This window comes from Salipaludibacillus neizhouensis, from assembly GCF_002886185.1.
Classification (GTDB): domain Bacteria; phylum Bacillota; class Bacilli; order Bacillales; family Salisediminibacteriaceae; genus Salipaludibacillus; species Salipaludibacillus neizhouensis.
This window is the reverse complement of the sequence record NZ_KZ614146.1, coordinates 2,874,945-2,896,760: the sequence shown is the minus strand read 5'-3', so window position 1 is coordinate 2,896,760 and position 21,816 is coordinate 2,874,945. Positions and strand designations below refer to the sequence as shown.

General features: G+C 35.8%; 22 protein-coding genes. 14 read left to right on the top strand and 8 right to left on the bottom strand.

Annotated features, from left to right (window positions below; all coding sequences use genetic code 11):
* Positions 1-76 precede the first annotated feature (76 nt).
* Positions 77-970, top strand: coding sequence for a diacylglycerol/lipid kinase family protein (locus CEF18_RS13835; RefSeq protein ID WP_110937009.1), 894 nt, complete (start codon positions 77-79; stop codon positions 968-970).
* Positions 971-1,178: 208 nt separating this feature from the next.
* Complete coding sequence (locus CEF18_RS13830) at positions 1,179-1,316, top strand: lmo0937 family membrane protein (protein WP_110937008.1); 138 nt, start codon at positions 1,179-1,181, stop codon at positions 1,314-1,316.
* A gap of 107 nt (positions 1,317-1,423) precedes the next feature.
* Here the strand turns inward: CEF18_RS13830 and mreBH are convergent, their stop codons facing one another.
* A complete protein-coding gene (mreBH, locus tag CEF18_RS13825) occupies positions 1,424-2,428 on the bottom strand; it encodes a rod-share determining protein MreBH (RefSeq protein ID WP_110937007.1) in 1,005 nt (334 codons plus the stop codon).
* Between the two features lie 256 nt (positions 2,429-2,684).
* On the opposite strand from mreBH, the gene CEF18_RS13820 reads away from it, so the two are divergent.
* Positions 2,685-3,329, top strand: a complete 645-nt coding sequence (locus CEF18_RS13820; protein WP_110937006.1) for an MOSC domain-containing protein — start codon at positions 2,685-2,687, stop codon at positions 3,327-3,329.
* Between the two features lie 368 nt (positions 3,330-3,697).
* Positions 3,698-4,027, top strand: coding sequence for a nucleoside triphosphate pyrophosphohydrolase (locus CEF18_RS13815; protein ID WP_110937005.1), 330 nt, complete (start codon positions 3,698-3,700; stop codon positions 4,025-4,027).
* 51 nt (positions 4,028-4,078) lie between these two features.
* On the opposite strand, the gene CEF18_RS13810 is transcribed toward CEF18_RS13815, so the two are convergent.
* Positions 4,079-4,564 (bottom strand): small multi-drug export protein, encoded by a 486-nt coding sequence (locus CEF18_RS13810; RefSeq protein WP_110937004.1) that lies wholly within the window; start codon positions 4,562-4,564, stop codon positions 4,079-4,081.
* Position 4,565: 1 nt separating this feature from the next.
* On the bottom strand, positions 4,566-5,153 hold the full coding sequence (locus CEF18_RS13805; RefSeq protein WP_110937003.1) for a TetR/AcrR family transcriptional regulator: 588 nt from the start codon (positions 5,151-5,153) through the stop codon (positions 4,566-4,568).
* Between the two features lie 280 nt (positions 5,154-5,433).
* On the opposite strand from CEF18_RS13805, the gene CEF18_RS13800 reads away from it, so the two are divergent.
* Positions 5,434-5,913 carry a site-2 protease family protein gene (locus CEF18_RS13800; RefSeq protein ID WP_110937002.1) on the top strand — a complete coding sequence of 160 codons (480 nt, stop codon included), beginning with the start codon at positions 5,434-5,436 and terminating at the stop codon, positions 5,911-5,913.
* 69 nt (positions 5,914-5,982) lie between these two features.
* Positions 5,983-7,356, top strand: a complete 1,374-nt coding sequence (locus CEF18_RS13795) for an aldehyde dehydrogenase (protein ID WP_110937001.1) — start codon at positions 5,983-5,985, stop codon at positions 7,354-7,356.
* 101 nt (positions 7,357-7,457) lie between these two features.
* On the opposite strand, the gene CEF18_RS13790 is transcribed toward CEF18_RS13795, so the two are convergent.
* Together CEF18_RS13790 and CEF18_RS13785 are read right to left on the bottom strand one after the other, a co-directional pair.
* Positions 7,458-8,675, bottom strand: a complete 1,218-nt coding sequence (locus CEF18_RS13790) for a GNAT family N-acetyltransferase (RefSeq protein WP_110937000.1) — start codon at positions 8,673-8,675, stop codon at positions 7,458-7,460.
* Positions 8,676-8,829: 154 nt separating this feature from the next.
* The gene (locus CEF18_RS13785) at positions 8,830-9,102 is read right to left on the bottom strand and encodes an acylphosphatase (protein WP_110936999.1); all 273 of its coding nucleotides are present in this window, start codon (positions 9,100-9,102) and stop codon (positions 8,830-8,832) included.
* 293 nt (positions 9,103-9,395) lie between these two features.
* Here CEF18_RS13785 and CEF18_RS13780 point away from each other — a divergent pair, with 293 nt between their 5' ends.
* Both CEF18_RS13780 and CEF18_RS13775 read left to right on the top strand, forming a co-directional pair.
* On the top strand, positions 9,396-10,142 hold the full coding sequence (locus CEF18_RS13780; protein WP_223292303.1) for a lysophospholipid acyltransferase family protein: 747 nt from the start codon (positions 9,396-9,398) through the stop codon (positions 10,140-10,142).
* A gap of 104 nt (positions 10,143-10,246) precedes the next feature.
* Entirely contained in the window at positions 10,247-10,576 is a 330-nt protein-coding gene (locus CEF18_RS13775; protein WP_110936998.1) for an SCP2 sterol-binding domain-containing protein, read from the top strand.
* 75 nt (positions 10,577-10,651) lie between these two features.
* On the opposite strand, the gene CEF18_RS13770 is transcribed toward CEF18_RS13775, so the two are convergent.
* Positions 10,652-10,804, bottom strand: a complete 153-nt coding sequence (locus CEF18_RS13770; RefSeq protein WP_110936997.1) for an FbpB family small basic protein — start codon at positions 10,802-10,804, stop codon at positions 10,652-10,654.
* Positions 10,805-11,010: 206 nt separating this feature from the next.
* Here CEF18_RS13770 and CEF18_RS13765 point away from each other — a divergent pair, with 206 nt between their 5' ends.
* The 3 genes from CEF18_RS13765 to CEF18_RS13755 all read left to right on the top strand — a co-directional run bounded on the left by CEF18_RS13765 (position 11,011) and on the right by CEF18_RS13755 (position 13,557).
* Positions 11,011-11,982, top strand: coding sequence for an MBL fold metallo-hydrolase (locus CEF18_RS13765; RefSeq protein ID WP_183041143.1), 972 nt, complete (start codon positions 11,011-11,013; stop codon positions 11,980-11,982).
* A 125-nt stretch (positions 11,983-12,107) separates the two neighbouring features.
* Positions 12,108-12,512, top strand: a complete 405-nt coding sequence (locus CEF18_RS13760) for a hypothetical protein (protein WP_110936995.1) — start codon at positions 12,108-12,110, stop codon at positions 12,510-12,512.
* 250 nt (positions 12,513-12,762) lie between these two features.
* On the top strand, positions 12,763-13,557 hold the full coding sequence (locus CEF18_RS13755; RefSeq protein WP_110936994.1) for a VLRF1 family aeRF1-type release factor: 795 nt from the start codon (positions 12,763-12,765) through the stop codon (positions 13,555-13,557).
* Positions 13,558-13,731: 174 nt separating this feature from the next.
* Here CEF18_RS13755 and CEF18_RS13750 read toward each other — a convergent pair whose 3' ends face one another.
* Both CEF18_RS13750 and CEF18_RS13745 read right to left on the bottom strand, forming a co-directional pair.
* Positions 13,732-15,471, bottom strand: coding sequence for a DUF2207 domain-containing protein (locus CEF18_RS13750; protein ID WP_110936993.1), 1,740 nt, complete (start codon positions 15,469-15,471; stop codon positions 13,732-13,734).
* Positions 15,472-15,536: 65 nt separating this feature from the next.
* The gene (locus CEF18_RS13745) at positions 15,537-16,754 is read right to left on the bottom strand and encodes an MFS transporter (protein ID WP_110936992.1); all 1,218 of its coding nucleotides are present in this window, start codon (positions 16,752-16,754) and stop codon (positions 15,537-15,539) included.
* Between the two features lie 340 nt (positions 16,755-17,094).
* On the opposite strand from CEF18_RS13745, the gene CEF18_RS13740 reads away from it, so the two are divergent.
* From CEF18_RS13740 to CEF18_RS13730, 3 genes are all read left to right on the top strand, one after another.
* Positions 17,095-17,481 carry an OsmC family protein gene (locus tag CEF18_RS13740; protein ID WP_110937702.1) on the top strand — a complete coding sequence of 129 codons (387 nt, stop codon included), beginning with the start codon at positions 17,095-17,097 and terminating at the stop codon, positions 17,479-17,481.
* 54 nt (positions 17,482-17,535) lie between these two features.
* On the top strand, positions 17,536-18,891 hold the full coding sequence (locus CEF18_RS13735; protein WP_110936991.1) for an MATE family efflux transporter: 1,356 nt from the start codon (positions 17,536-17,538) through the stop codon (positions 18,889-18,891).
* A 196-nt stretch (positions 18,892-19,087) separates the two neighbouring features.
* Complete coding sequence (locus tag CEF18_RS13730) at positions 19,088-21,754, top strand: tetratricopeptide repeat protein (RefSeq protein ID WP_110936990.1); 2,667 nt, start codon at positions 19,088-19,090, stop codon at positions 21,752-21,754.
* The last annotated feature ends 62 nt before the right edge of the window (positions 21,755-21,816 follow it).

Below are 21,816 nucleotides of genomic sequence, written 5' to 3'. Positions count from 1 at the left end.
ATCAGTTACATAAGTCGAAGTAAAAGAGGGTATAGAAACATACTAAGATAAAATAGAAGAGAATTGAGGGAGACATATGTATAACAAAGTATTGTTGGTTTTTAATGAAAAAGCGGGAAAAGAAAACACTGGAAACAATGTAGGAATTGCTGCCGGCATTTTAAGTTCTAACGTCAAGGAACTCACAATTCTTAAAGGAGGTTATCCAGGTGAATTAGAGGAAATTTGTCGGGATAGGGGAGAAGAATTCGAGTTAGTGGTAATTATGGGAGGAGACGGTACTGTTCATGAATGTGTAAATGGTTTAGCTCTTCTCTCTGCCCCCCCTAAAATAGCCATCATACCTACAGGAACATGTAACGATTTTGCGAGAACGTTAAATATTTCGATGGTAATATCCGAAGCCTGTGTAGATGCAGTACACGGGCCGGATAAAAAAATAGATATTGGAAAAGTAAATGATCGATTTTTCACAAATTTTGCAGGTATAGGTTTAATTGCAGATACCTCTGAAAATATCGAGGATAATATAAAAGAAAAATTTGGGACACTCAGTTATTTTATAAGTGCTTTAAAAACAATGAAGGAGACGTCTTTGTTTAGCTTTAAGGTTCGAACCGATAAAGGGATGTACGACGGGGAAGCGGTTATGATAATTATCATGAACGGACGTTTTATAGGGACCAGAGAATTACCATATGAGCATATCCAGCCTCAGGATAACAAATTAAATCTTCTTATCGTGAAAGAGGCGGGGCTGCCGTTATTCAAAGAGTGGGTTCAAAGTAAAACACTTTTAACACCAGAAGCGCAAGATACAGATATTTTTCAACAGAAAATAGAAAGTGCAAGCATAGAAACACCTGAAATAAAAAAAATAGACACGGACGGGGAAATTTATCTCGAAACACCAATGGAAGTCTCTGTGCTGAGTGAGCTACTGACCTTTAAAACAGGAACTAAAGGGTAAGTGGTTAAAACGACAATTATTTTTTGTGATTTCACTGTTAGCTAAATCTATATTTTAAGGTTTTTGTCTTTTCAAGGTCCTTTATAAAGAATAATAAGAATAAAACTGGTTTATAAAACTAGGAAACGGAAATAGTAAGAATAAGTGAAATAATAAATATCTAAATAGCTATAATGGAAAAAGATATTTTTGAAGGAGGTTTTAGTTTATGATTTGGACAATTATTGCGATTTTGATCCTGTTTTGGCTTGTTGGTTTAGTACTTGATTTGGCAGGAGGGCTTATTCATTTAGTTCTTGTTATAGCACTAATAGTATTCATTGTAAAAATGATCCGAGGAAAATAAATGAAGAGGATGAATAAAAAGGTTAAATAAGACCTTTTTATTCATCCTCTTTTTATTGGAAAGTAGAAGGTGACAGCTCTCTTTACGCCACTCAGCCCACTTTCTTGTTATTTAGACTTTTGAAGTCTTTGCATCATTCCTAAAGAACGGCCTGTTCCGATGGCAACAGATTCAAGCGGACTAGGAGCTATGTGAACAGGAACAACGATTTCTGAGGAAATCCATTCTTCTATTCCATTTAATAATGCAACTCCGCCAGTTAAAATAACTCCACGATCAACAATATCTCCGCTTAATTCAGGAGGACATTCTTCAAGTGTGGCTCTTATTGCTTCTAAAATAGATAGCAACGATTCTCTCATTGCTCCTTGGATTTCATAAGAGGAAATTTCAATTGTTTTTGGCAATCCTGTAACCAAGTCTCTCCCTCTAATATCCATTTTCAATTCTTCATGATCGACTAGGGCATATCCAATCTCAATTTTAATATTTTCGGCCGTGCGGTAACCAATAAGCATATTATATTTTTTACGAATAAGTTGGATGATGTCATCATCTATCTGATCTCCACCTACACGAATGGAGTGGCAGGACACAATTCCACCGAAGGATATAATAGCTACTTCTGTCGTTCCCCCCCCAATGTCTACAATAACATTGGCAATAGGTTCTTCTACTGGAAGGTCAGCGCCAATCGCAGCAGCGACAGGTTCCTCTATTAATTGAACATCTCTTGCACCACATTGCCTTACAGCATCCAGGATGGCTCTCCTTTCAACAGAGGTTGATCCGGATGGTGTACAGACTACGACACTTGGTTTTCGAAGAGGAGTTCCTAATTTTTTTGATGCCTTTTTCATAATGTGTTTTAGCATATCCGTAGTTACTTGATAATCAGCAATTACGCCATCTTTTAATGGACGGATTGCGACAATGTTTTCAGGAGTTTTACCAACCATTAACTTAGCTTCGTGTCCTACTGCTAAAACTTCTCTAGTATTAATATCAATGGCTACTACTGAAGGTTCGTTAATAATCATTCCCTTATTCTTAGTGTATACAAGTATATTTGCTGTTCCTAAATCAATTCCAATTTGAACAGATGAAAACATAGCAATTCCTCCAATTTTTCTGGTACTCGACGTTCTTATAGTAATTCTTTACATATCTCTATTTTATAGGGGTAGTTACATAGAAAAATAGTGGGAAATAGTGTAAAGTGATATATTTCCCGGGAAAAGTATGTCAGATCTTTAAAGTATTACTAGTTGATTTCGACAAAATAAGCTATTGCGGTGAAACCGTAGAAGAATTACGATAGAATAATAGTGACTATTTTTTAAAGAAATTGAAGAGAGGATAATGTTTATGAAACGACTGACGGCAAATATTATCTCTATAAACGTTGGAAAAAAACAAACACTAGAAGGTTTTGGAGAATCGGTTTCTTCTGCAATAAAAAAAGAGCCAGTATACGACCAAATTTTTCTATCGGAAAATAACTTGGTTGGGGATGAGCAGGCAGATCTAGTGAATCATGGAGGATTAGATAAAGCAGTTTGTGTTTATCCATACGACCATTATGTTTTTTGGGAAGAAGAATTAAGCATGAATCTTTTACCAGGAGCTTTTGGAGAAAATATAACGATTAAAGGACTCGTTGAAAATGACGTTAATATTGGCGATATTTTTCAGTGGGGAGAGGCTCAAGTACAAGTATCACAGCCTCGAAAGCCTTGCCATAAACTTGCAAAGCAACTTAATGTACCAAGTATGCCTAAAAGAGTAATAGAACGAGGATACACAGGATTTTATTTAAGAGTGTTGAAAGAAGGGCATGTTTCTAGAGAAACGCCTCTTCAATTTATAACGAGATCCACGGAAGTTTCAATCGCCTATATAAATCAGCTTTATTATCAAAAAAAAGCAGATAATGAATTAATAAAAAGTACTGCTGCTGTTCCGGAATTAGCAACTTCTTGGAAAGAAATGCTGTTGAAAAAAGTGAAATAAAAAAGAAGCTTAGTTATCGATTTTAGTCATGTTGATTAAGCTTCTTTCGTTTAATGTTATTAGATAAAGGGATTTTTTATTATTTTCATGAATCTTACATAATAAGACTGAGACAAAAGTTTTAATTGCAACCCGTTTTATAAAAGGTTGATGTTATTATTTAAACTGAGTGGTACTCAAATACGCTACAAATGGACGTATTCAAGGGGCAACGCTTCATTTTATCCTTCTCAGACAGAATCTGTACTACTGGATCAGCTTTCCCCCATTGGATTGTCCTATTTTACTTCTTCAAGCTTTCATTAACGTTTAGAAAACATTCTAATTAAAAGAACTTTATTTCTATTTGACTAATGGGAGGAGAAATAATGCCAATTTATAATAAATTAGTCCGAGATAGGATTCCTGAAATTATTAAAATGAATGGACAACCTGTGTCTTACCGACGAATAGTCGGAGAAGAGTTTTTAAAGGAGGCGAAAAGGAAATTAGAAGAAGAAATGAAAGAGTATTTAGAGGCGCAGAATTCAGAACAAGCGATTGAAGAACTTGCTGACCTCCTTGAGATTATTTATTGCCTTGCCGAAAGACACGGTCACTCTAAAGCTGAATTGGAGATAATAAGAGAGTATAAATCTGATCGAAGAGGGGCATTTCTTGAAGGATGGTTTTTAGAGAAGGTAGGCGAAAGTGATTAAAAGTAGGAGCTCAATCAATGCTCCTACTAGAAAATTAATATGGTGATGTGTTTAAAAAATATTTCTGACCCAATCGATACTATAAACGCTGGCTATTGTGATAAAGAGCGTCCAAACGAGCAAGCTTCCACCCATCCAAACAGTGATCTTATTTTTATCGATCTTTAACGAAAGTGCAATGATTGCGGCTAAATGGATTCCAGTAAGAAGCGGTCCTAAGATAGCTAAACCAGGTAACCCGTATTTTCTGAAGACATTCATTGCACGATTATTTTTAGAAGATTGTTTTTCTTTATTTTTTAAAGTTTTCTTTTCCCTATTGGAGGACCAGTTTTTATAAATGCCAGTCTTCTGCAACTTATGAAGAGAATAAACGATTAATAAAATGGGTAAAAAGTTTCCAATGAAAGAAAAAACTCCTACAAAAAATGGATTCAAACCCATCCCGACACCAATCGGAATAACGACTAATATTTCTAACCATGGCGTAGCAGCCATTATAAAAATTAAAGAATACTGCCAGAGAATTTCAAACATGTTAAACCACCTTCTTGGAAATGCTATTCCAGAATATTTGCCAAGCAGCTTCCTTTTTTCTCAATCCTGTAGATCGAGTGTAAGAAAATAATTGAAAAGTGATGCCATCTAACAAACAATAAAAACTATCTAACAAATCTTGTATAGGAACTTGTTTAATTAAATTCAACCGAATAGCATTTTGAAAAACAGGTATGAAAAGATCATCAGAATCCTTTTCAAACTGTGAAAATTGCTCATTAATCTTCTCCTTCAAATTCTTTGGGGGGAAAAGTAAGAAGTGAATGTAAAATATGCCTGACTTCTCAGAGCTTAAGTAGGTTGTAATATTATCCACTACTAATTTCAATAAAATATCAGGAGTCTTATTCGAATTATTGTCTATCAGATTTTTGATTTCTTTCAAGTATTCTTTGTAAACAAATTGTACGACAGCTAAAAAAAGGTCTTCCTTGCTTTTAAAATGATTATATATCGATGGTTTTTTTATACCAACTTCAGATGCAACAGTGGAAAGACTTGTTCCTTCGTAGCCCTTGTCAGCAAATGTTTTTAATGCTGCATGAAGAATTTCTTCAGATGTTTTCACTAGTAGACCTCCTTAAGGTGAAGAAACTAACGACCGTTAGTTCATAAAGGATTATATCATAAAGTTCTGTGTTAACACAATGAGCGATGTGATACGTGAGCCAACGAGACTTTAAAAGATAAAAGTAAAATGAACCGTTTCCTATCTGATGAGATTACTTCCATTATTTACGGGGTAGATATTTATCGAGTGAACCTTTAAATTATGTAAGTTAAAAGGAATTTAACCCTAAGTTCTGGCTCTTCAATGTTTTCATAATTATCCAAAAGGAGGAGACATGATGTTTGGCTGGGAAGATATACCAACTTTTATTATCGCATTTTTTGTAGTTTTACCTTTAGTAGCCTTCATTCACGAATCAGGACATTTTATACTAACTTATCTTTTTGGTGGTAAAATGAGATTTACAATAGGGCGAGGAAGAATTTTTTTCAAAAGAGGTGACTTTGAGATAAGAAGAATTTATTTCTTGGATGCCTGGACCCAACTCGAAAAATTGGATGTTGATAATCGGTGGAGCCATGCGATCATTTATGCTGGCGGATCCGCGTTTAATTTAATTACAGTTATATTAATAAATAGCTTGATTCATGCAGGAGTCTTACAGCCTGATTTGTTTTTTTATCAATTCGTCTACTTCTCCGTCTATTATATATTTTTTGCAATAATACCGGTAAAGTTTGGAGAAGGGCATGCAACTGATGGGAAAGAGATATATGATGTGTTACGCTATGGTACGGAAAAAGGACCGATAGAGTAAGTTTTAATGCTTAGTTCTCTATAAGCTGGGGAATAGTGTATTATTAGATATAAAGGGGTGTTTTGTGGAATGAAGGATGCGATCAGTTCGCTCGTCCAGAAACAGAGAAACTATTTCTATTCCGGAGAGACTAAAAGTATCTCTTTTCGAAAAAATCAATTAACTGCTTTGAAAGAAGCTATCCGCAATTATGAATCAGATATTCTGGAGGCACTGAAAAAAGATTTAAATAAAGGGGAATACGAAGGTTTTTTAACCGAAATAGGTTTTTTATATAGTGAACTAAAAGATATGATCAAAAATGTTGATTATTGGGCAACTCCAAAGAAAGAGAAAACTCCGATTAGCAGTTTTGGTGGTAAAAGCTTTGTCTATAAAGAGCCTTATGGCGTAACGCTGATTATTGCACCTTGGAATTATCCATTTCAACTGGCAATAGCACCGTTAATTGGGGCAATTGGCGCGGGTAACACCGCTATTATTAAACCGTCAGAATTAACGCCTAATACAAGTGTTGTTATTCGTGAACTAATTGCGACTACTTTTCCTGAAAAGTATATTGCTGTAGTCGAAGGGGATGTGGAAACTTCGAAAGTCCTTTTAGATGAGGACGTAGATTATATATTTTTCACGGGCAGTACAGAAGTCGGAAAAAAAGTGATGGAAGCAGCCTCAAAACATTTAACTCCGGTTACACTTGAATTGGGAGGTAAAAGTCCTGCCATAATTATGGATGATGCTAATCTTAAATTGGCTGCGAAGAGAATTGTATGGGGAAAGTTTTTAAATGCCGGCCAAACTTGTGTCGCCCCGGATTATATTCTCATTCATGAAAAAAAGCGAAGGAAATTTCTTAAACTACTAACGTACTATACGAAAAAGTGGTTTGGTAATGAAGCATTAAAGAAGAGAGATTACCCTAAGATCATTAATGAAAAACACGTTGAACGTCTAATTAATTTAATTGATGAAGAAAAAGTTTTCTACGGTGGAGGATTTGCACAAGAACAACGATTCATCGAACCAACAATTATGATGGATGTGACAATGGATGATCCAGTTATGGCAGAGGAAATCTTTGGCCCGATCCTTCCAATAGTAACTTTTGAACATCCCTTTGAAATCGTTGATATCGTAAGAAAACGTCCAAATCCTTTAGCTTTGTATCTATTTACAGAGAGCAAAGATCATGAGCAGTTCATCCTTAGTAACCTCTCATTCGGAGGAGGCTGTGTGAATGATACTGTTATGCACTTGTCAACGCCCTATTTACCCTTTGGCGGTGTCGGAGCTAGTGGCATGGGCAGTTATCACGGGAAAAACAGTTTCGATACCTTTACACATGAAAAGAGCATCTTAAAACAAACTACTAGCTTTGATTTACCAATTCGTTATAGTCAAACGAAAACCTCTCTGAGTACATTAAGAAAAATGTGGGAGTAAAACAAAAGGTGTGCCGACGTGGCACACCTTTTGTTTGTTTACTTCAAACAGAGGTGCTCGAATCACAATGTATTTGATAAAAGAAGGCTATGCTGTTTTTCTTAGAAAAAATCATAGATAAAAGGTTTTAAAGTGGGGAGTGCCGACTCCAAAACTTTAATAGATTGTTGATCTCCTTGAATGAATTCTTCTTCTACTAAGGTTTGCGGAGTTTGTGTACAGAATAGAATAGCTGTTAAATGTTGTACAGTTAAATGAATTCCTTTCTTAGGAGAATGTGAACATGTCGCACCTGAACCTGAATTCGATGTATCATCACCAAAGAATTTTACCTCATTATCAATGTTATCATCGGTGGATTTCGACAAAATATAAATGCCACTGTTCCAAGAACAAAATTCATCGGTTATATGTAATATCAAAGGTTTATCGTCACGATTAAATTCGAACGGATAGAGTGATAAAAAAGCCTTTACGTCTACGATTCTTGCCATAAAGTAAGACGAAACTTCCCGTTTAACCTGCGGATCAGTTAAAAGAAAAGGAAGACGATCGTGGGCGACTGTTTTAATCACTGCCTTGTCAATCATGGAGTCGTGATTTGAGATAAAATGTAATAAAGCACGACGAGCATCAGGGGTTAACCAGATAATTTCATGAACGGTCATCGTTCTATTTTTCACTTCGTAAATTAGATAACCAGTTTTTTCATTTTGAGCGTTAAAGTAAGCACTAATTGTTCCCTTCTTTCTTTTAAAAACAGATTTTTTCCACCACTCACTGTCACGGACTATCGTTCCTGCATATTTCTTTGCCCAAGCTTGATAAACCTCATCAACGATTAATGGATCATCTTTTGTCAGTCTTCGGATCGTTCCTTCATATGTCTCCCGTTTAGGAAGTTGGTGCTTTTCTAAAGTTAATATTTCTGTATCAGCAAAAAGCTCCCAACCAAACTTTCTATAAAAGGGAATGGAAAATGGATAGAGAAATGAAAGTACTTGACCTTGTTCTCTCATTTCATTTAAGGAGTGGCTTAATAACTTCTTTACATACCCGCCTCGCCGATGCTCTGGCCATGTGACAACACCAGAAACTCCACCCATAGGGACAACTTTTCCGTTGAAGTAGACGTGAAGCGGAAGGACTGTAGCTTTAGAGACAATTTCATTTTCCATTTCTATAACCCAGGTTTGTTCCGGTTGATCATCCTCTAATTGCTGCAACCGTTCTTTTTCGTTCAATTCAAATTGAAAAGCAAACTCTGACATTTGGAGACTAGTTTGTGTCTCAGACGCTTTTAATCTTCTAATTAACATGGCTACCTCCTTTAGTACTCTCTTTGCTGCTTAAGTATAAATTCAACTTCAAATAGAAAAATCCCTTTTAAAAAAGGGAGAAAATATTCTCTGAAAGACTCATATAAGAAGTATCAAAACAATAGAATCAATAACGGTTTCCAGAAAACTTAATCTAATGTGTAATAGAGAAAGTATCTTCTTTAGACAAAGTTGGAATGGATACTTTTTCGATGTTCTCAACTTTAGCAGGGAATTTGAATTCAGAGAGGCTTTCAATGAATGAATGAATTTTACTGCTTTCTCCTTGAACTTCTAATTCAACTGTTCCATCCAATTTGTTCTTAACCCAGCCTGTTAAGTGACGTTCCGTAGCTTTCATTTGTGCTGTGTATCGAAAGCCAACTCCTTGAACGGTACCTTTAACTTGTACATGATATCTTTCCATGATAAATTCCTCCTAACAAAATTCTCATTTATTTACTTATTCCCTTGTAGTACGATTTTACACGTTGGTTTTAACTACTTAGGCTTAGCAAGAATCAGTCTGGGTTTAACAAAAAGAAAACTCTGCTGCTTTTAAAAAATTTACTTCCGTGAATGAATTACAACAACCCCTTACCCAAAAGCGATATGTGGGTATTCAGCTGATCCTGCGGTTACTCATCGGAATTTATTTAAATAGGACAAGGATCTCTATTCTTTGGTATAATCATAACGGTTTAAGTCGGAGAAGAATGGATGATTTTGATGATAAGAACGATTATTTGGTTTATTTATTTTTTCGTGCACTTACTTGCTATATCCCCTGGGTTGTTAAAAGCTAAGAGATTGAAAAAGCAGGGGAAGGATGAAGAATTAGACGAATTTGTTCATATAACAGCTAGGAACTGGGCAAGACGTCTGGTGAAACTTGCTGGAGGCAATATTATAGTAGAAGGTAAAGGAAATATTCCTGAAAATGAACCTGTATTGATAGTTAGCAATCATCAAGGTAATTTTGATATTCCCATTTTATTAGGATGGCTTGATATGAAAATAGGATTTATATCGAAAATTGAAGTCAAGAAAATTCCACTGATTAGTACATGGATGGAGTATTTAGGATGCATATTTATAGATAGGGAAAATCCTAGGAATGCAGTTAAAATGATTATTACTGGGGCTGAATCAATAAAAAATGGACAAAATCTTGTGATTTTCCCAGAGGGCACTAGAAGCAAGGGAGGCCCTGTGGCGGAGTTTAAAAAAGGAAGCTTTAAGCTTGCTCAGAAGTCTAATGCTGCAATTTTACCAGTTACGATTGATGGATCTTATAATATGATGGAAGCTAACGGAAAAATAATAACCCCAGCAACTGTTAAGGTGACTATTCATGAACCTGTCCGTATTCACCAGAATAATCCTACGATCGATGGTCAAGAACTAGCGGACATAACAAGAGGAGTTATTGTGAAAAATCAAGACGTTCAGTCTAAAAAACAATAATAAAATACTTTCTTTCCTTGCAAAATATATTAGTAACGCAATCACTAATTATGTATAATAGTAAATATGAATGAGTGTTCAATCATTAAAGGGGAGTGTTAAAAATGAATGTTAGAGAGACATTTGAAGGACTAACTGTAAAAATGAGTGAGGACCCTAGTCACATAGAAGGTCTCAAGTATGTGTATCAATTTAATTTAACTGGTGAAGAAGAAGGAATATATCAATTAAAGATAGATAATAATCAAGCTTTCTATCATGAGGGAGAAGAGTGGGAGCCGAGACTGACTTTGGAAATGACGGATATTAATTTCGTTAAGCTCGCTAACGATGATTTAAATCCTACGATTGCTTATATGAGTGGTAAGTTAAAAGTGCATGGAGATTTAGGTCATGCATTGAAGTTACAGGCATTACTTAAAAAATACCAATAATAATAATAAAATGTTAAAAGCTGATTTACCATTTCTTTCAGGGGAAATCAGCTTTATGATTTTCATATCTAATTTCTAGACTGATTGATTCATTTCTTCCTTTTGATAATTTAAGTCGTGTTTCTTATCCATTTTTTCTTCAATCTGACTCAGAGCTTTTTGATCTTCGATAATTATTTTTTTATTTTCTTTTACTAGTTCTTCAAAATTTTTAAAACGCTTTCTCATAATGGTTCCTCCTAATATCTAAATATTCTATATATTCTTAATTATAATACCCTATTTTTAATATTATATGTGCAACCTGTTACAATTTGGTGAACTTTTCGTGAAAAGTGTCGAAAATTGTAGGGAAATAGAAATTTTCTCTGTGGAAGTGTAAATAATAGGAAAAAATGTACTCGTATGGAGGAAAAATTGAGGGAGGCCTTTCGATGAAAACATCAGTAAAGAAGAGTGCGCAGGAAATATATCCAATAAGTTTGCCTACACCGTTCCTAGTCGGTCCTGTAAATACATATTTAATAAAAGGGGAAGCTCTTACTTTGGTTGATACCGGACCATTTACGAAGGAAACAGAGACTAAACTAGAGTATGAGTTAGGAGTACTAGGTTTTTCTATGAAAGACATAGAACTGGTGATATTAACTCATCATCATCCTGATCATATTGGTCTTGTTCACAAATTTATGCCTTATGCAAAGATAGCAGGACATCCAAAGCTTAAACCATGGCTTAAAAAGGATAAGGATTTTCTTGAAAGAACGATGGAGTTTTATACTGAAATGTATTTCAGTCATGGAGTTCCGGAGAAATGGATAAAAAAGATGCGGCAGAAGAATGAGCAATTTATGACTTTTACTGAAAAAGCGGAATTATCAACAGAATTAACAGAAGGAAGCCAGATTGAAGGACTAAGCGGTTGGACCGTTATGGAAACACCTGGACATGCACAATCGCATATTTCCCTTTTTAGAGAAAAAGATGGCACGATGATTGCAGGAGATCATGTCATTGAACATATTTCTTCGAATGCCATTATTGAAGCACCTTATCAACATGGTGAGGAACGCCCAAAAACATTGTTGCAATATAGGGATTCTTTAAAAAGGTGTTTGACTAGTAACTATATTTATTCAGGGCATGGGAAAACCATTGAAAACCCAAAAGAACTTATCCAAAAGAGGTTAGATGATCAACTAGGGAAAGCATTTTCTTTTAAGAGGAAAATGGGAAAAGGTCCTATACAAGTCTTTGATTTATGTAAAGAAGTTTATCCACAACTTTATCAAAAACAAACTTCCCTAACTTTTTCTGAGACATTAGGTCATTTAGATTTGCTGGAGGAGAAAAGTGAAGTTGGTTGGGAGAAGGTTGACGGAAAAATTCTATATCAAGTTAAGTAAGTGTAAAAGCGAATAAATACTCTTATTTTCGACTTTTTTATAATTTAATTGTTTCACTTTTCATTTTATTGGTAAAATAGATATAGAGACACAGAATCAATTATTGAAAAGGGAGGAACGGAACTATGAGTGAACAATCAAAAAAGTGGGTAATTGGGGGATCAATAATTGGAGTCCTAAGTGGAGCTATTATTATCGCTTCCAATGATAAGACTAGAAATGGTGTTACTAGTTTCGTTAGCTCAACAACACTTCAAACGAAGCATTGGATTACTGTAATCAATGAAAACCGTGACACAGTAGTAGATCAGCTTCGTGCCTCTAGTGAAAAAGTATCGAAAGTAGTAGAGGCGGCATCAGAAGATATTCAGACCATTGTGGATAGTTCACAAAATTTGAAATCACATGCATATGATTTATTAAACGCAATTATAGACTCTAAAGATGAATTAATAGAGTTAAAAGAGAAACTCCAAACAGTTGAAAGTCTACCAGAGGCTGAAGGAAATGTTTATAAATTGCATCAGTAATTTAGAAAATAGAGGAGAGCATGTCTTAACTATGACATGCTCTCCTTTTTTTAAAAAAAGATAAGAGTGGTTTTCTTCGAACGGAGTTAGGTGATCAAATCCGCACTAGGCTTTCGTCGAGACGACTCGAAACTAAGATTTTTTCGAATTAACACTGAACGAAAGCGAAATTTTTTATAAATTGAAGTTTTAAAGAAATTATATTTGGAAAAAGGACACTAAGAGATTCAATAAGGAGGAATGTTCAATTATGGCATTAACAAGTGAACTTCAATCTTTAAAAGACTTTCAATGTGAAAAAGGCAAATGTGTTTTGAGTGTTTATTTAAATACCGATCCTGCGCATCCCGATCAGCAAAAAGGGGAATGGAAAATTCGTTTGAAAAATGGATTAAAGCGTTTAGATGAATATCTTGAAGCTTCAGGAGATAAAGAAGAACATAAAAGCTATAAAAAGTTAAAGAAAAAGGTTAATGATGAGATTTTAGGAAATCGCATGGATTTGCAAAAAAGTGTTGTAATCTTTGCTTCAGACCAAGATGATTTATGGTCAGTTCATTACTTGCAGGTACCTGTTGAAACAAGCTTCCATTGGGAGTCGCAACCAGAACTTAGTCAATTAGATGGCTTGCAGCAAGAATATCCTCTTGCTGGGGTTATTCTACCTAATTTGGATGAAGTTAAAGTCATCGAAACTTCTCTAGGGGAAGTTCATGATGAGAAAATATATGAATTTGATTCTGGTAAAGAAGAGTGGAGGGTCAAGGAAGGTTTAGCTTCTAGTGACCGGACAGCTTCTGGTGCTACACATGTTGATGACTTTAATCAGCGGTATAGAGAGAATCTTAGCCGATTTTATAAAAAAATGGCAGGAAATGTAGAGCAGCTTAAAAAGGAGAAAAATTGGAGTGGACTATATTTGGTCGGCGAAACGGAAATGATACGTTCCTTTGCAACGAACTTGCGCACAAAACCTTCCGGAACTGTCAATAAAAACTTGAACAATTCACAGTCTTCAAAAGTACTGAATGAAGTTTTTAAATAAGCTTGTTTTTTTACAAGGATTTATAAGTTGACAGCTAACTTTAGCCGCCACAAGCGTAAAGGGAAGCCAGGCTTCCTTCGAGTAGCACCTACACGCTATTGAGAGGTGCTACTCGGGGGTTGCGAAAGAACAGGCTGTATTTTAATAAAAGACGGCTCTGCCGTTTTTCTTCAATTAAAATGCTCCTGATCCACCACCGCCGCCGCCAACTCCGCCACCGCCTCCTGCACTAAACCCTCCTGATGAGGAAGAGGAATCAGCAGAGACAACACCTGTTGTTCTGTCTGTTTTTCGAAAACTGGAAGAAGCTAGAGCACTAATAAGAATGATTGATGATACGTCTAAATTTGCAAAGCTGTTATCAGTCTGATTAGAAGTTGACATGTTAGCGTTCGAAAATGCTAGAATTAACTCTTTATTTTTCTTAGTCATAACTTCGTTGTTTGTACCTAAACCATAGAGAAAAACTTTCATTTGGTCATCTTTGGTCCAGGTATGTTTCCTCACTTCATCTACTTTGTCAAAGTAAGAATTTAATTGGCTCCATTCCAGAGATATCTTTGCACCTTTGTAAGTCTTTGGGTTGTAAAGTATTGAAAAAAGCACTGTAGAAACGAATAAAAACAAGGTCAATAAGAAACTTAAAACCAGATCATGAAATGGGAATAATAGTAGAAATGGAGCAAGCACGAGACTCGCTATACCTATTGACCATCTTAATCTAGTTCTTTTTTTATATAAGTAGTGCTCTTTAAGTTCATTTCTCAGCTCTTTTACCCATTTAGAATGGTGAGCTTTGTATTTCGAGAAATTGCTCTTTTTATCTGCATATGTTTTTAACATTTCAAAGTCAAATATGTTTTCCTGACCAATTTCATCAAATAACCAAACGATAAGGACTTTTTCATGACTAAGTAAATTTGTTCGGTCAATGATTTTAAACTTTTCGTCGGGTAAAAGCGTGACATTCCCTTTTCGGACTAAATCAAGCAAGGCAGCAGTTAGTACCTCAGATGGGGGTTGCTGATGTTGATACTTAGTAAACAGAATCGTTGCAGGTAAGCTCATAATAAGCGAAGGTACACCCCCCGTTGGCATATCTTTTTTAATATGATTCATTTTCCGTTGTCTCTGAAAAAAGGTTAGGAGGACTATGAAACCTAGAATAATCGCGAAAACCGGTAGTAAAATTGCTGATAATGAGGCTAAGTTATCCCGCCTTTCATCAAAGGCTATGGCCTTATCTTTAAGAGTCTGTTGATCTTGTAAAATAATTTCCCTCAATGGAGTGTCTTCCTTGAGTGAAGTGGCCGGAAAAAGTTCAGAGTCAAAGGCAACTCGAATATCGCCTTTAGATCCACTAGGCACCTCACCGAATGAAAAAGTTACAGAACCGTCATCATGTATGTTTTCCGTTTCAAAAGCTTCATCGTCACCAAATGCAATGACCTCAGCTGGCAAAGTCTCGGCGGGTGGAAAAACATTAATAGTTAAATCGCCATAGTCAGACTCGTTACTATCATCGAAGAAAGGCCAGTAAAATTGACCGAGATCAGAATACCGTTCCACCCCATCGATAATTTCATAGGTGAGGTTAATGGTTATCGTCTCATCCTCACCTGCACGATGAATGCGTAACTCGTTTTCGTCTTGCTCAATCTCAAGAGGTTGATCTGAATCAAACGCCTCGACGTTTAGAATATCTGTACCTCTTTTTGGAATCAGTTCTCTAATAATTCCGTTGAATTCTCCTTCAAAACGGTAGGTATGAGATTCTTCTACAAAGACATTTCCGTTTTCTTGGAGGTGAGCATTAATTTCGAGCTCAGGAATCGTATAATCTTCTGCTGAAATAGTCATAGGGACAACCAGTATCATAAGAATGATTGTTAGTACAAAGGTCCAAATTTTCATCTGTTTTCATCTCCCTTATTAAATGAATACGGATGTAACAAAAAAATGTTTCAAAAAGAAAGATTTTAAGCGAAATTTGAAGTTGAAGACCCTTGTTTTTTCAATTGGACTTGAAAGATTATGCCAGCGATAAACATGAAAGCGAGCATGGCACTGATTGAATAATAGATGGCACCTTCGCCGATGATTTCAATCAAGAATCCTCCAACCAATGGACCTGTCATACTTCCCAGCGCAAATAAAACAGCGGTCATTACATTTCCTGTTGGGAGTAGATTTGCAGGAACTAAATCTGCTAAATAAGCGATTCCTAAAGAGAACATGGACCCTAATAACATGCCGGAAATAATGAATAGGCCTAAAAGAAAAGCAGGATTTTGTTCTGCAAATGACATACTAAAGAATGCAATGAATCCAAATGCGGGTAGAAATAGTAGTATTTTACTTCGTCCTATTTTGTCACTTAAGATACCTAAAGGCAGTTGGGTTATCAAGCTTCCGAAAACAAAGCTTGGCAGTAATAATAACGTGACAAATTGAATATCAATCCCCATACGTAGAGCGTAAACTGGGTAGTTTCCATGTAAAGATGCTTCTAAAAATCCGTAGCAAAACCCTGGTAACAAAGCAAACCAAGCTAGCTTTAAGACTTGTTTATATCTCGCGAATGTATTTAGTTGAGATGCAGTTTCGAAGTCGCTTGAAGGCCATTCATTTTTCAAGAAAAGCATAAAGATCCACGCTATAAGGCTAGCAACTGATGCGATAACAAAAGGCAAATAGTCGTTTATTTCCAGAAGTTTGGTCATCATTGGACCTAAACCAAATCCCATGCCAAAAGCTAATCCATAGAGAGATAATTGTTTACCACGTTTTTCAGGAGAGCTTGTAGTGCTAATCCAAATTTGTGTGGAGAAATGAATTAGGTTATCGGAAATTCCAACGACCATTCTTAGAGCAAACCAAACCCAAAATGCTTGCCATATTGGAAAGAGCATTAATGAGATTGCAACGATAATTAATCCTGTAATAATCACGGGTTTATAGCCATGCTTACGAACTGGTTTTTCAATAAAAGGAGATATAAGAATAATTCCTATATATAAGGCCGCAGCATTGAAACCATTTGCTGAGGAGGAAACTCCGGAACCTTCCAGCATTACTGCTAAAACAGGTAAAAGCATGCCTTGTGAAAATCCTGCAATAAGGACCATTCCTATCAGTACCCAATACCGGTACGTGGGGTTATTAGCTGGTTGTTCTTCTGAGAGTTGGTTTGTCATGATGTTGTCCCCCTTTGTTACATAGTTAATATTTGAAAAAGTTACTTGTTACCCAAATTACATTTTAGTCTCTTTTTGTTAGATAAGAAAGTATAAAATGACAGCTATCTTTACGCCACAAGTATCAAGGGAAGTTCGCCCTTGATACTTAAATGATGGTGGCTTTAGAGATCACGCTGTATATAATAAAAGACGCTTTGCGTTTTACTTATTAAGTGCGAAAGTATTAGATTGTCTTTTAACGAAAGTCTAAGAACGCCGAATACTTTTTAGGTGACGAACTGTTAGAATGAAAGTAAACTTAGAATTAGAGAATAGAAATAAGAAAGGGAGTATAACAATGAAATTTAATTATGCCGATGAGGCTTTTGAGACAGAATTTGAATTTGGAAAACTGACGATTTCAGGGGATGAAGAAAAGGGATTTAGACCATTTCAACTTATGGTAAGTTCCATCGCAGTTTGTGGGGGATCGGTCTTAAGAAAAGTTTTAGTAAAACAACGAATGGAAGTTTCAGGTTTACAGATTGAAGCAGAAGTGACGAGAGATCCGGAAAGAGCAAATCGATTAACTGAAATCAGGCTTCATTATATCATTGAAGGGGAACAGTTAGTGGAGAGTAAAGTGGCGAAAGCTGTTGAATTGGCTAGTAAAAACTGTCCGATGGCTCAGACAGTTATCGATTGTGTCAATATTGAAGAAACGTTTGAAATTAGAAAGAATTAGGAAGGTTGTTTAACTCCCTTCTTTTTCTAAGGAGCAATACCTAGGGGGGAGACGATGAAAAGTAACACGCAGCATGATTTTACTGAAGGAAATATTATGAAGAAAATGATTGTTTTTTCTTCACCAATTTTCTTAACGAATATTCTTCAAACATCTTATCAAGTGATTGATACTTTATGGGTGGGGAACTTATTAGGAGCTAATGCCTTAGGTGCAATTTCGATATCGGGCACGGTAATATTTACTATCTTATCTTTTATTATAGGAATCAATACCGCCGCATTGACCGTGTTGTCGCAATTTAGAGGAGCAAATGATAATAAAGGGTTGAAGAATTCTCTAAACGCATTTGTGGTGACACTTGGATCACTGACGTTTATAGTTGGTATCATAGGATACTTTGTTTCCGGCCATATTTTGCAATGGATGGGAACTCCGGATAGTATTCTTCCTCTAGCCACGTTATATTTAAAAATTAACTTTATAGGAATTCTTTTTTTGTTTGGTTATAATTTTATTGCGACAGTACTGAGAGCATTAGGTGACAGTAAAACGCCGGTAAGGTTTGTTTTACTGGCTGTCATACTAAATACGATTCTAGATCCTATCTTCATCAGTGTTCTGGATATGGGCATTGCCGGAGCTGCCTATGCCACAGTATTTTCTCAAGGTACCGCATTTTTGTATGGACTACTCTATTCCATTTATAAAGCAAGTGTCCCGTTTAGTATACCTTTTCTACCCCGATTAAAAGAACTAAAACATATATTTAAGCTAGGCCTTCCTTCTGGTCTTTCCATGATGGTTATCTCAGGTGGAGTACTGGCAATTATGACAGTGGTAACAAGTTTTGGTGAAGAAGTAGTTGCAGGATTTGGCGCTGCACAACGATTGGATAGTTTAATTATGTTGCCTGCGTTAACTTTAGGATCGGCGATTAATAGTATGGCGGGACAAAATATAGGAGCAGAAAAGTGGGACCGTGTAGGGAAAATTGCCAAAAGTGGTCTTATCTTAATCGCATCTGTTTCTGTAATTATTAGCGCACTTGTGTTTTTTTCAGCAGAATATGCGGTATCATTGTTTGTAAAGGATCCGGAGACGGTAGAATTTGGCACGACATATGTAAAAACAGTAGCTTTCTTTTATCCTTTCTTAGGTATTAATTTTGTTCTAAATGGCGTAGTGAGAGCTGCAGGCGCAATGTTTCAAGTCTTTGTTTTAAATGTACTTTCTTTTTGGGTATTGCGCTATCCATTAACGTACTTTTTCTCTCAATGGTATGGGGAAAGAGGTATTGGTATCGGAATGGCCTCTAGTCTTGTAGTTAGTAGCCTATTAGCATTAGGATACTATCGATGGGGGCGGTGGAGAGAAATTAAAGTAATAGAGGCTGAGAATAAAAAATGAAAAATGAAAAATAAAAAAACAAAGCTAGTCGAGCAGTTTATCTGTTATTATTATGGTCTCTTGTTTAATATGAATAAATATCGATAAGTAAAGTACCCATCAAATTTTGATATAAATGTGGAAGAAGGTCGAAAAAGAGCTATTAGTGACGAATAGTTCTTAATGGGGTACGTTGAATCACCTGGAGGTATATAAAATGGCAGAAGAATACATGATTAACAAAACATACTACCGAACAATATTAGATGATGAAAGCTTGTCGCATCCTGTTAGATCATTAGGACACGCTTTTTTTAAAGAACAATCAGAAAAAGGCGGTAATTTGGCCTCTCTTCGTTTTGCACAGGGAGAAGTCTATTATTATCATAAGGATTTAGAGGCTGCGATACAAAAATGGCAAAATGTTAATAATGAACTTGAGCATTGGGCTAAAAAAAATATAGGTGATGCTTATTATGAGTTGGGATGGCTCGGCGAAGCAGAAACGATGTACACATCGATTAAATCTAGTGATCCGGTGCTTACTGTAGAAGTGGCGTTGCAGCTCGTATCGTTAAACGAAGAATTAAACAACAAAGACCGTGTATATAAGTTTATTAGAACGGCAATGTCCACAGATCCCGACTATCCAAACGTTACAACGATTGCCCGAACGATATATGAGGGGAGACAAGACTGGGAAAATGCAGTAGATCTCGCAGCAGTAGAGGCAATGAGAACAGAAAACTTACATTGGTTTGAAACACTAATTGGCTATGTGAATAAAGGACACACTTCTTTGTTTGCACCAACTTATTTTGAGCATGTGCTTGTAAAACTTTATGAATTAGATGAATCCATGTTTTCTCAGTTAACAAAATCATTGTGGCATCAATATCAAGAAAGTCTTGCTTATTTATCGTGGATGGAATTGATTAATCGAATTTTTGCAAGTCTTGAGACTATTCAGATGACTGATAAACGAATCGTTCTCGACCTTCATCATGAGAGTTATTTAGAACTTATGAAGGGGAATTACCTAGTGAAAGAGCTGCGTCCAGTTCTTTCAGGGTTGCTTGTAAATTGGTTGAACATATCTCCTGAAAATGCGAAGTTGTTTCCTGCTACGGCAATGTTAGCTTGGAATGATATATTTCCGTCAACGATCGAACAATCATTGCTACAGAAAGCAGAAGATATTGTTCAACGTTTGAAAACAGATGTGTCATTGGACGATGTTCATGAGTTACTGCAATCTCTTCTTAATTGGGCGGAGACAAATCAAATTAATATCGGATTTAAAAAAGAGTGGCTTATTTCCCAAATGACTGAGCGAGACAAGAAGCATCTTTTCATTACTGGAGCTAGTAGAAGAGGAAAATCATCAGTGATGAATGCGATCTTAGATGAAACGTTGTTTGGCGAAGAAGCATTTACTTTATTTGTTCATTCAAGTAATGACGATCAAGCTGAAATGATTGAAATCACAGAAGAAGGTTCACAAGTGGTCGATGATATTACAACATTAACTGAAAACACACTAGTTGATCTAAAGTGGCCATCTCGTCATTTAAAGGAGCTAGGCTGCTCGCTTGTTAGCTCACCAGACTTTTCACAGTATGTGACGCAAGAAAACGACAGATTTGAATATTCAAATGTTGTCGATGGTATTTTATATATCATTGATGGTGAACGCCCGATGATGGACAAAGCAATCCTCGAAGCAGAAACAATTGCCAGCAAAGTGAAACACGTACCTGTTCATTTTGTACTGAATAACGTGGAAAGTGTTGATGAAGAAGAATTAAAGCAGGTTTTAAAAGGGTCTTTTCCAGACGCACAGTTTTATTCCTACTCTTCTCATCGCAGTTCAGATAGCCTGGTTGATTTTATTAACGTTCACTTTACGTTCAAATCTAATACAACTAAACAAATATCAAGAGCTAAGCTTTTATATTTTATCAGGGAATCACTGACGCATTTATTGGACCAACGCGTTTCCAGAGTGAAAGCATTAGAATCAAATATTGCGTTTCAGGAAGAGATGAAAGAAAGCTTTCTCGAACTTGAACGTGAGCTTGTAGAGATGCGAGAAGAAAAGAGTAACATCATTACATCTACTTACAGACTTGAAAAGGAAGAATTAAAGAGCAAAATTTGGAGAGAAATACCAGTTTTACTAAGTGAAAGTGCTTCGGAAATCTCTGAAGATAGTGATTACACAACATTACATGATGATATCGATGTATTTATGAATAATAAAATTCAAGATTACATTGAAATAAATGTTATCCCCCAGTTCCAGGCTTCACTGCAGAAGTGGATGGAGGATACTCATGAGGAAATGAAAGAAACAGAGGATTTTCTTATAAGTAAGAATGAATGGTTTAATGACAAGTATAAAGAAAAGAAAGTTAATCTAGCTTGTGACTTCGTAATATTTAAAGACTGGAAACGGGATATTAACAGGATGACAAACCGTATGGAAATAGACGAGGTCAAGTTTATGAACCAATTAAAACCTACTCAGTTCCTTTTGAAAAGTGCTGGAAAGCTTTTTGGTAACCTGCAAACCAATAATCAATTGTTGTTCAAACAATATCAAAAGTTTATTGAAAATGGTAATTTTGAAGATGTAACTGGAACTATTATTAATAAAATTTTTCTTGAATTTGATCTGTTCGAAAAGGCTTTGAAATCGGACCTGAAAATGTCGTTTCAAGAATCTGTTGATAAGGTCATTGATCATAAGGAAGAAGCTGACTTCGAGATAAACAAAGCGAATGAGAAACTTGAAGAAATGCGTAAAAGTCCGGAATATTTTCACGACCCGTTACGGATATTCGAAGTAAGATTGCTTCAATATGAAATGATGAGTGAATAAAAAGTAATTAAATAGAACTATTTATATCCCCGCAGACTTTTGCGGGGATATTTTTTAACTTT

Excerpts from the sequence above, each read along its gene's own strand:
- CEF18_RS13765 (WP_183041143.1), top strand. The coding sequence starts at position 11,011 with ATGAAAACATCAGTAAAGAAGAGTGCGCAGGAAATATATCCAATAAGT.
- CEF18_RS13790 (WP_110937000.1), bottom strand. The coding sequence starts at position 8,675 with ATGTTAATTAGAAGATTAAAAGCGTCTGAGACACAAACTAGTCTCCAA.
- CEF18_RS13820 (WP_110937006.1), top strand. The coding sequence starts at position 2,685 with ATGAAACGACTGACGGCAAATATTATCTCTATAAACGTTGGAAAAAAA.
- CEF18_RS13785 (WP_110936999.1), bottom strand. The coding sequence starts at position 9,102 with ATGGAAAGATATCATGTACAAGTTAAAGGTACCGTTCAAGGAGTTGGC.
- CEF18_RS13740 (WP_110937702.1), top strand. The coding sequence starts at position 17,095 with ATGAAATTTAATTATGCCGATGAGGCTTTTGAGACAGAATTTGAATTT.
- CEF18_RS13775 (WP_110936998.1), top strand. The coding sequence starts at position 10,247 with ATGAATGTTAGAGAGACATTTGAAGGACTAACTGTAAAAATGAGTGAG.
- CEF18_RS13750 (WP_110936993.1), bottom strand. The coding sequence starts at position 15,471 with ATGAAAATTTGGACCTTTGTACTAACAATCATTCTTATGATACTGGTT.
- CEF18_RS13780 (WP_223292303.1), top strand. The coding sequence starts at position 9,396 with ATGATTTTGATGATAAGAACGATTATTTGGTTTATTTATTTTTTCGTG.
- CEF18_RS13835 (WP_110937009.1), top strand. The coding sequence starts at position 77 with ATGTATAACAAAGTATTGTTGGTTTTTAATGAAAAAGCGGGAAAAGAA.
- CEF18_RS13745 (WP_110936992.1), bottom strand. The coding sequence starts at position 16,754 with ATGACAAACCAACTCTCAGAAGAACAACCAGCTAATAACCCCACGTAC.
- CEF18_RS13730 (WP_110936990.1), top strand. The coding sequence starts at position 19,088 with ATGGCAGAAGAATACATGATTAACAAAACATACTACCGAACAATATTA.
- CEF18_RS13810 (WP_110937004.1), bottom strand. The coding sequence starts at position 4,564 with ATGTTTGAAATTCTCTGGCAGTATTCTTTAATTTTTATAATGGCTGCT.
- CEF18_RS13735 (WP_110936991.1), top strand. The coding sequence starts at position 17,536 with ATGAAAAGTAACACGCAGCATGATTTTACTGAAGGAAATATTATGAAG.
- CEF18_RS13795 (WP_110937001.1), top strand. The coding sequence starts at position 5,983 with ATGAAGGATGCGATCAGTTCGCTCGTCCAGAAACAGAGAAACTATTTC.
- CEF18_RS13760 (WP_110936995.1), top strand. The coding sequence starts at position 12,108 with ATGAGTGAACAATCAAAAAAGTGGGTAATTGGGGGATCAATAATTGGA.
- CEF18_RS13755 (WP_110936994.1), top strand. The coding sequence starts at position 12,763 with ATGGCATTAACAAGTGAACTTCAATCTTTAAAAGACTTTCAATGTGAA.
- CEF18_RS13800 (WP_110937002.1), top strand. The coding sequence starts at position 5,434 with ATGTTTGGCTGGGAAGATATACCAACTTTTATTATCGCATTTTTTGTA.
- CEF18_RS13830 (WP_110937008.1), top strand. The coding sequence starts at position 1,179 with ATGATTTGGACAATTATTGCGATTTTGATCCTGTTTTGGCTTGTTGGT.
- CEF18_RS13770 (WP_110936997.1), bottom strand. The coding sequence starts at position 10,804 with ATGAGAAAGCGTTTTAAAAATTTTGAAGAACTAGTAAAAGAAAATAAA.
- mreBH (WP_110937007.1), bottom strand. The coding sequence starts at position 2,428 with ATGTTTTCATCTGTTCAAATTGGAATTGATTTAGGAACAGCAAATATA.
- CEF18_RS13815 (WP_110937005.1), top strand. The coding sequence starts at position 3,698 with ATGCCAATTTATAATAAATTAGTCCGAGATAGGATTCCTGAAATTATT.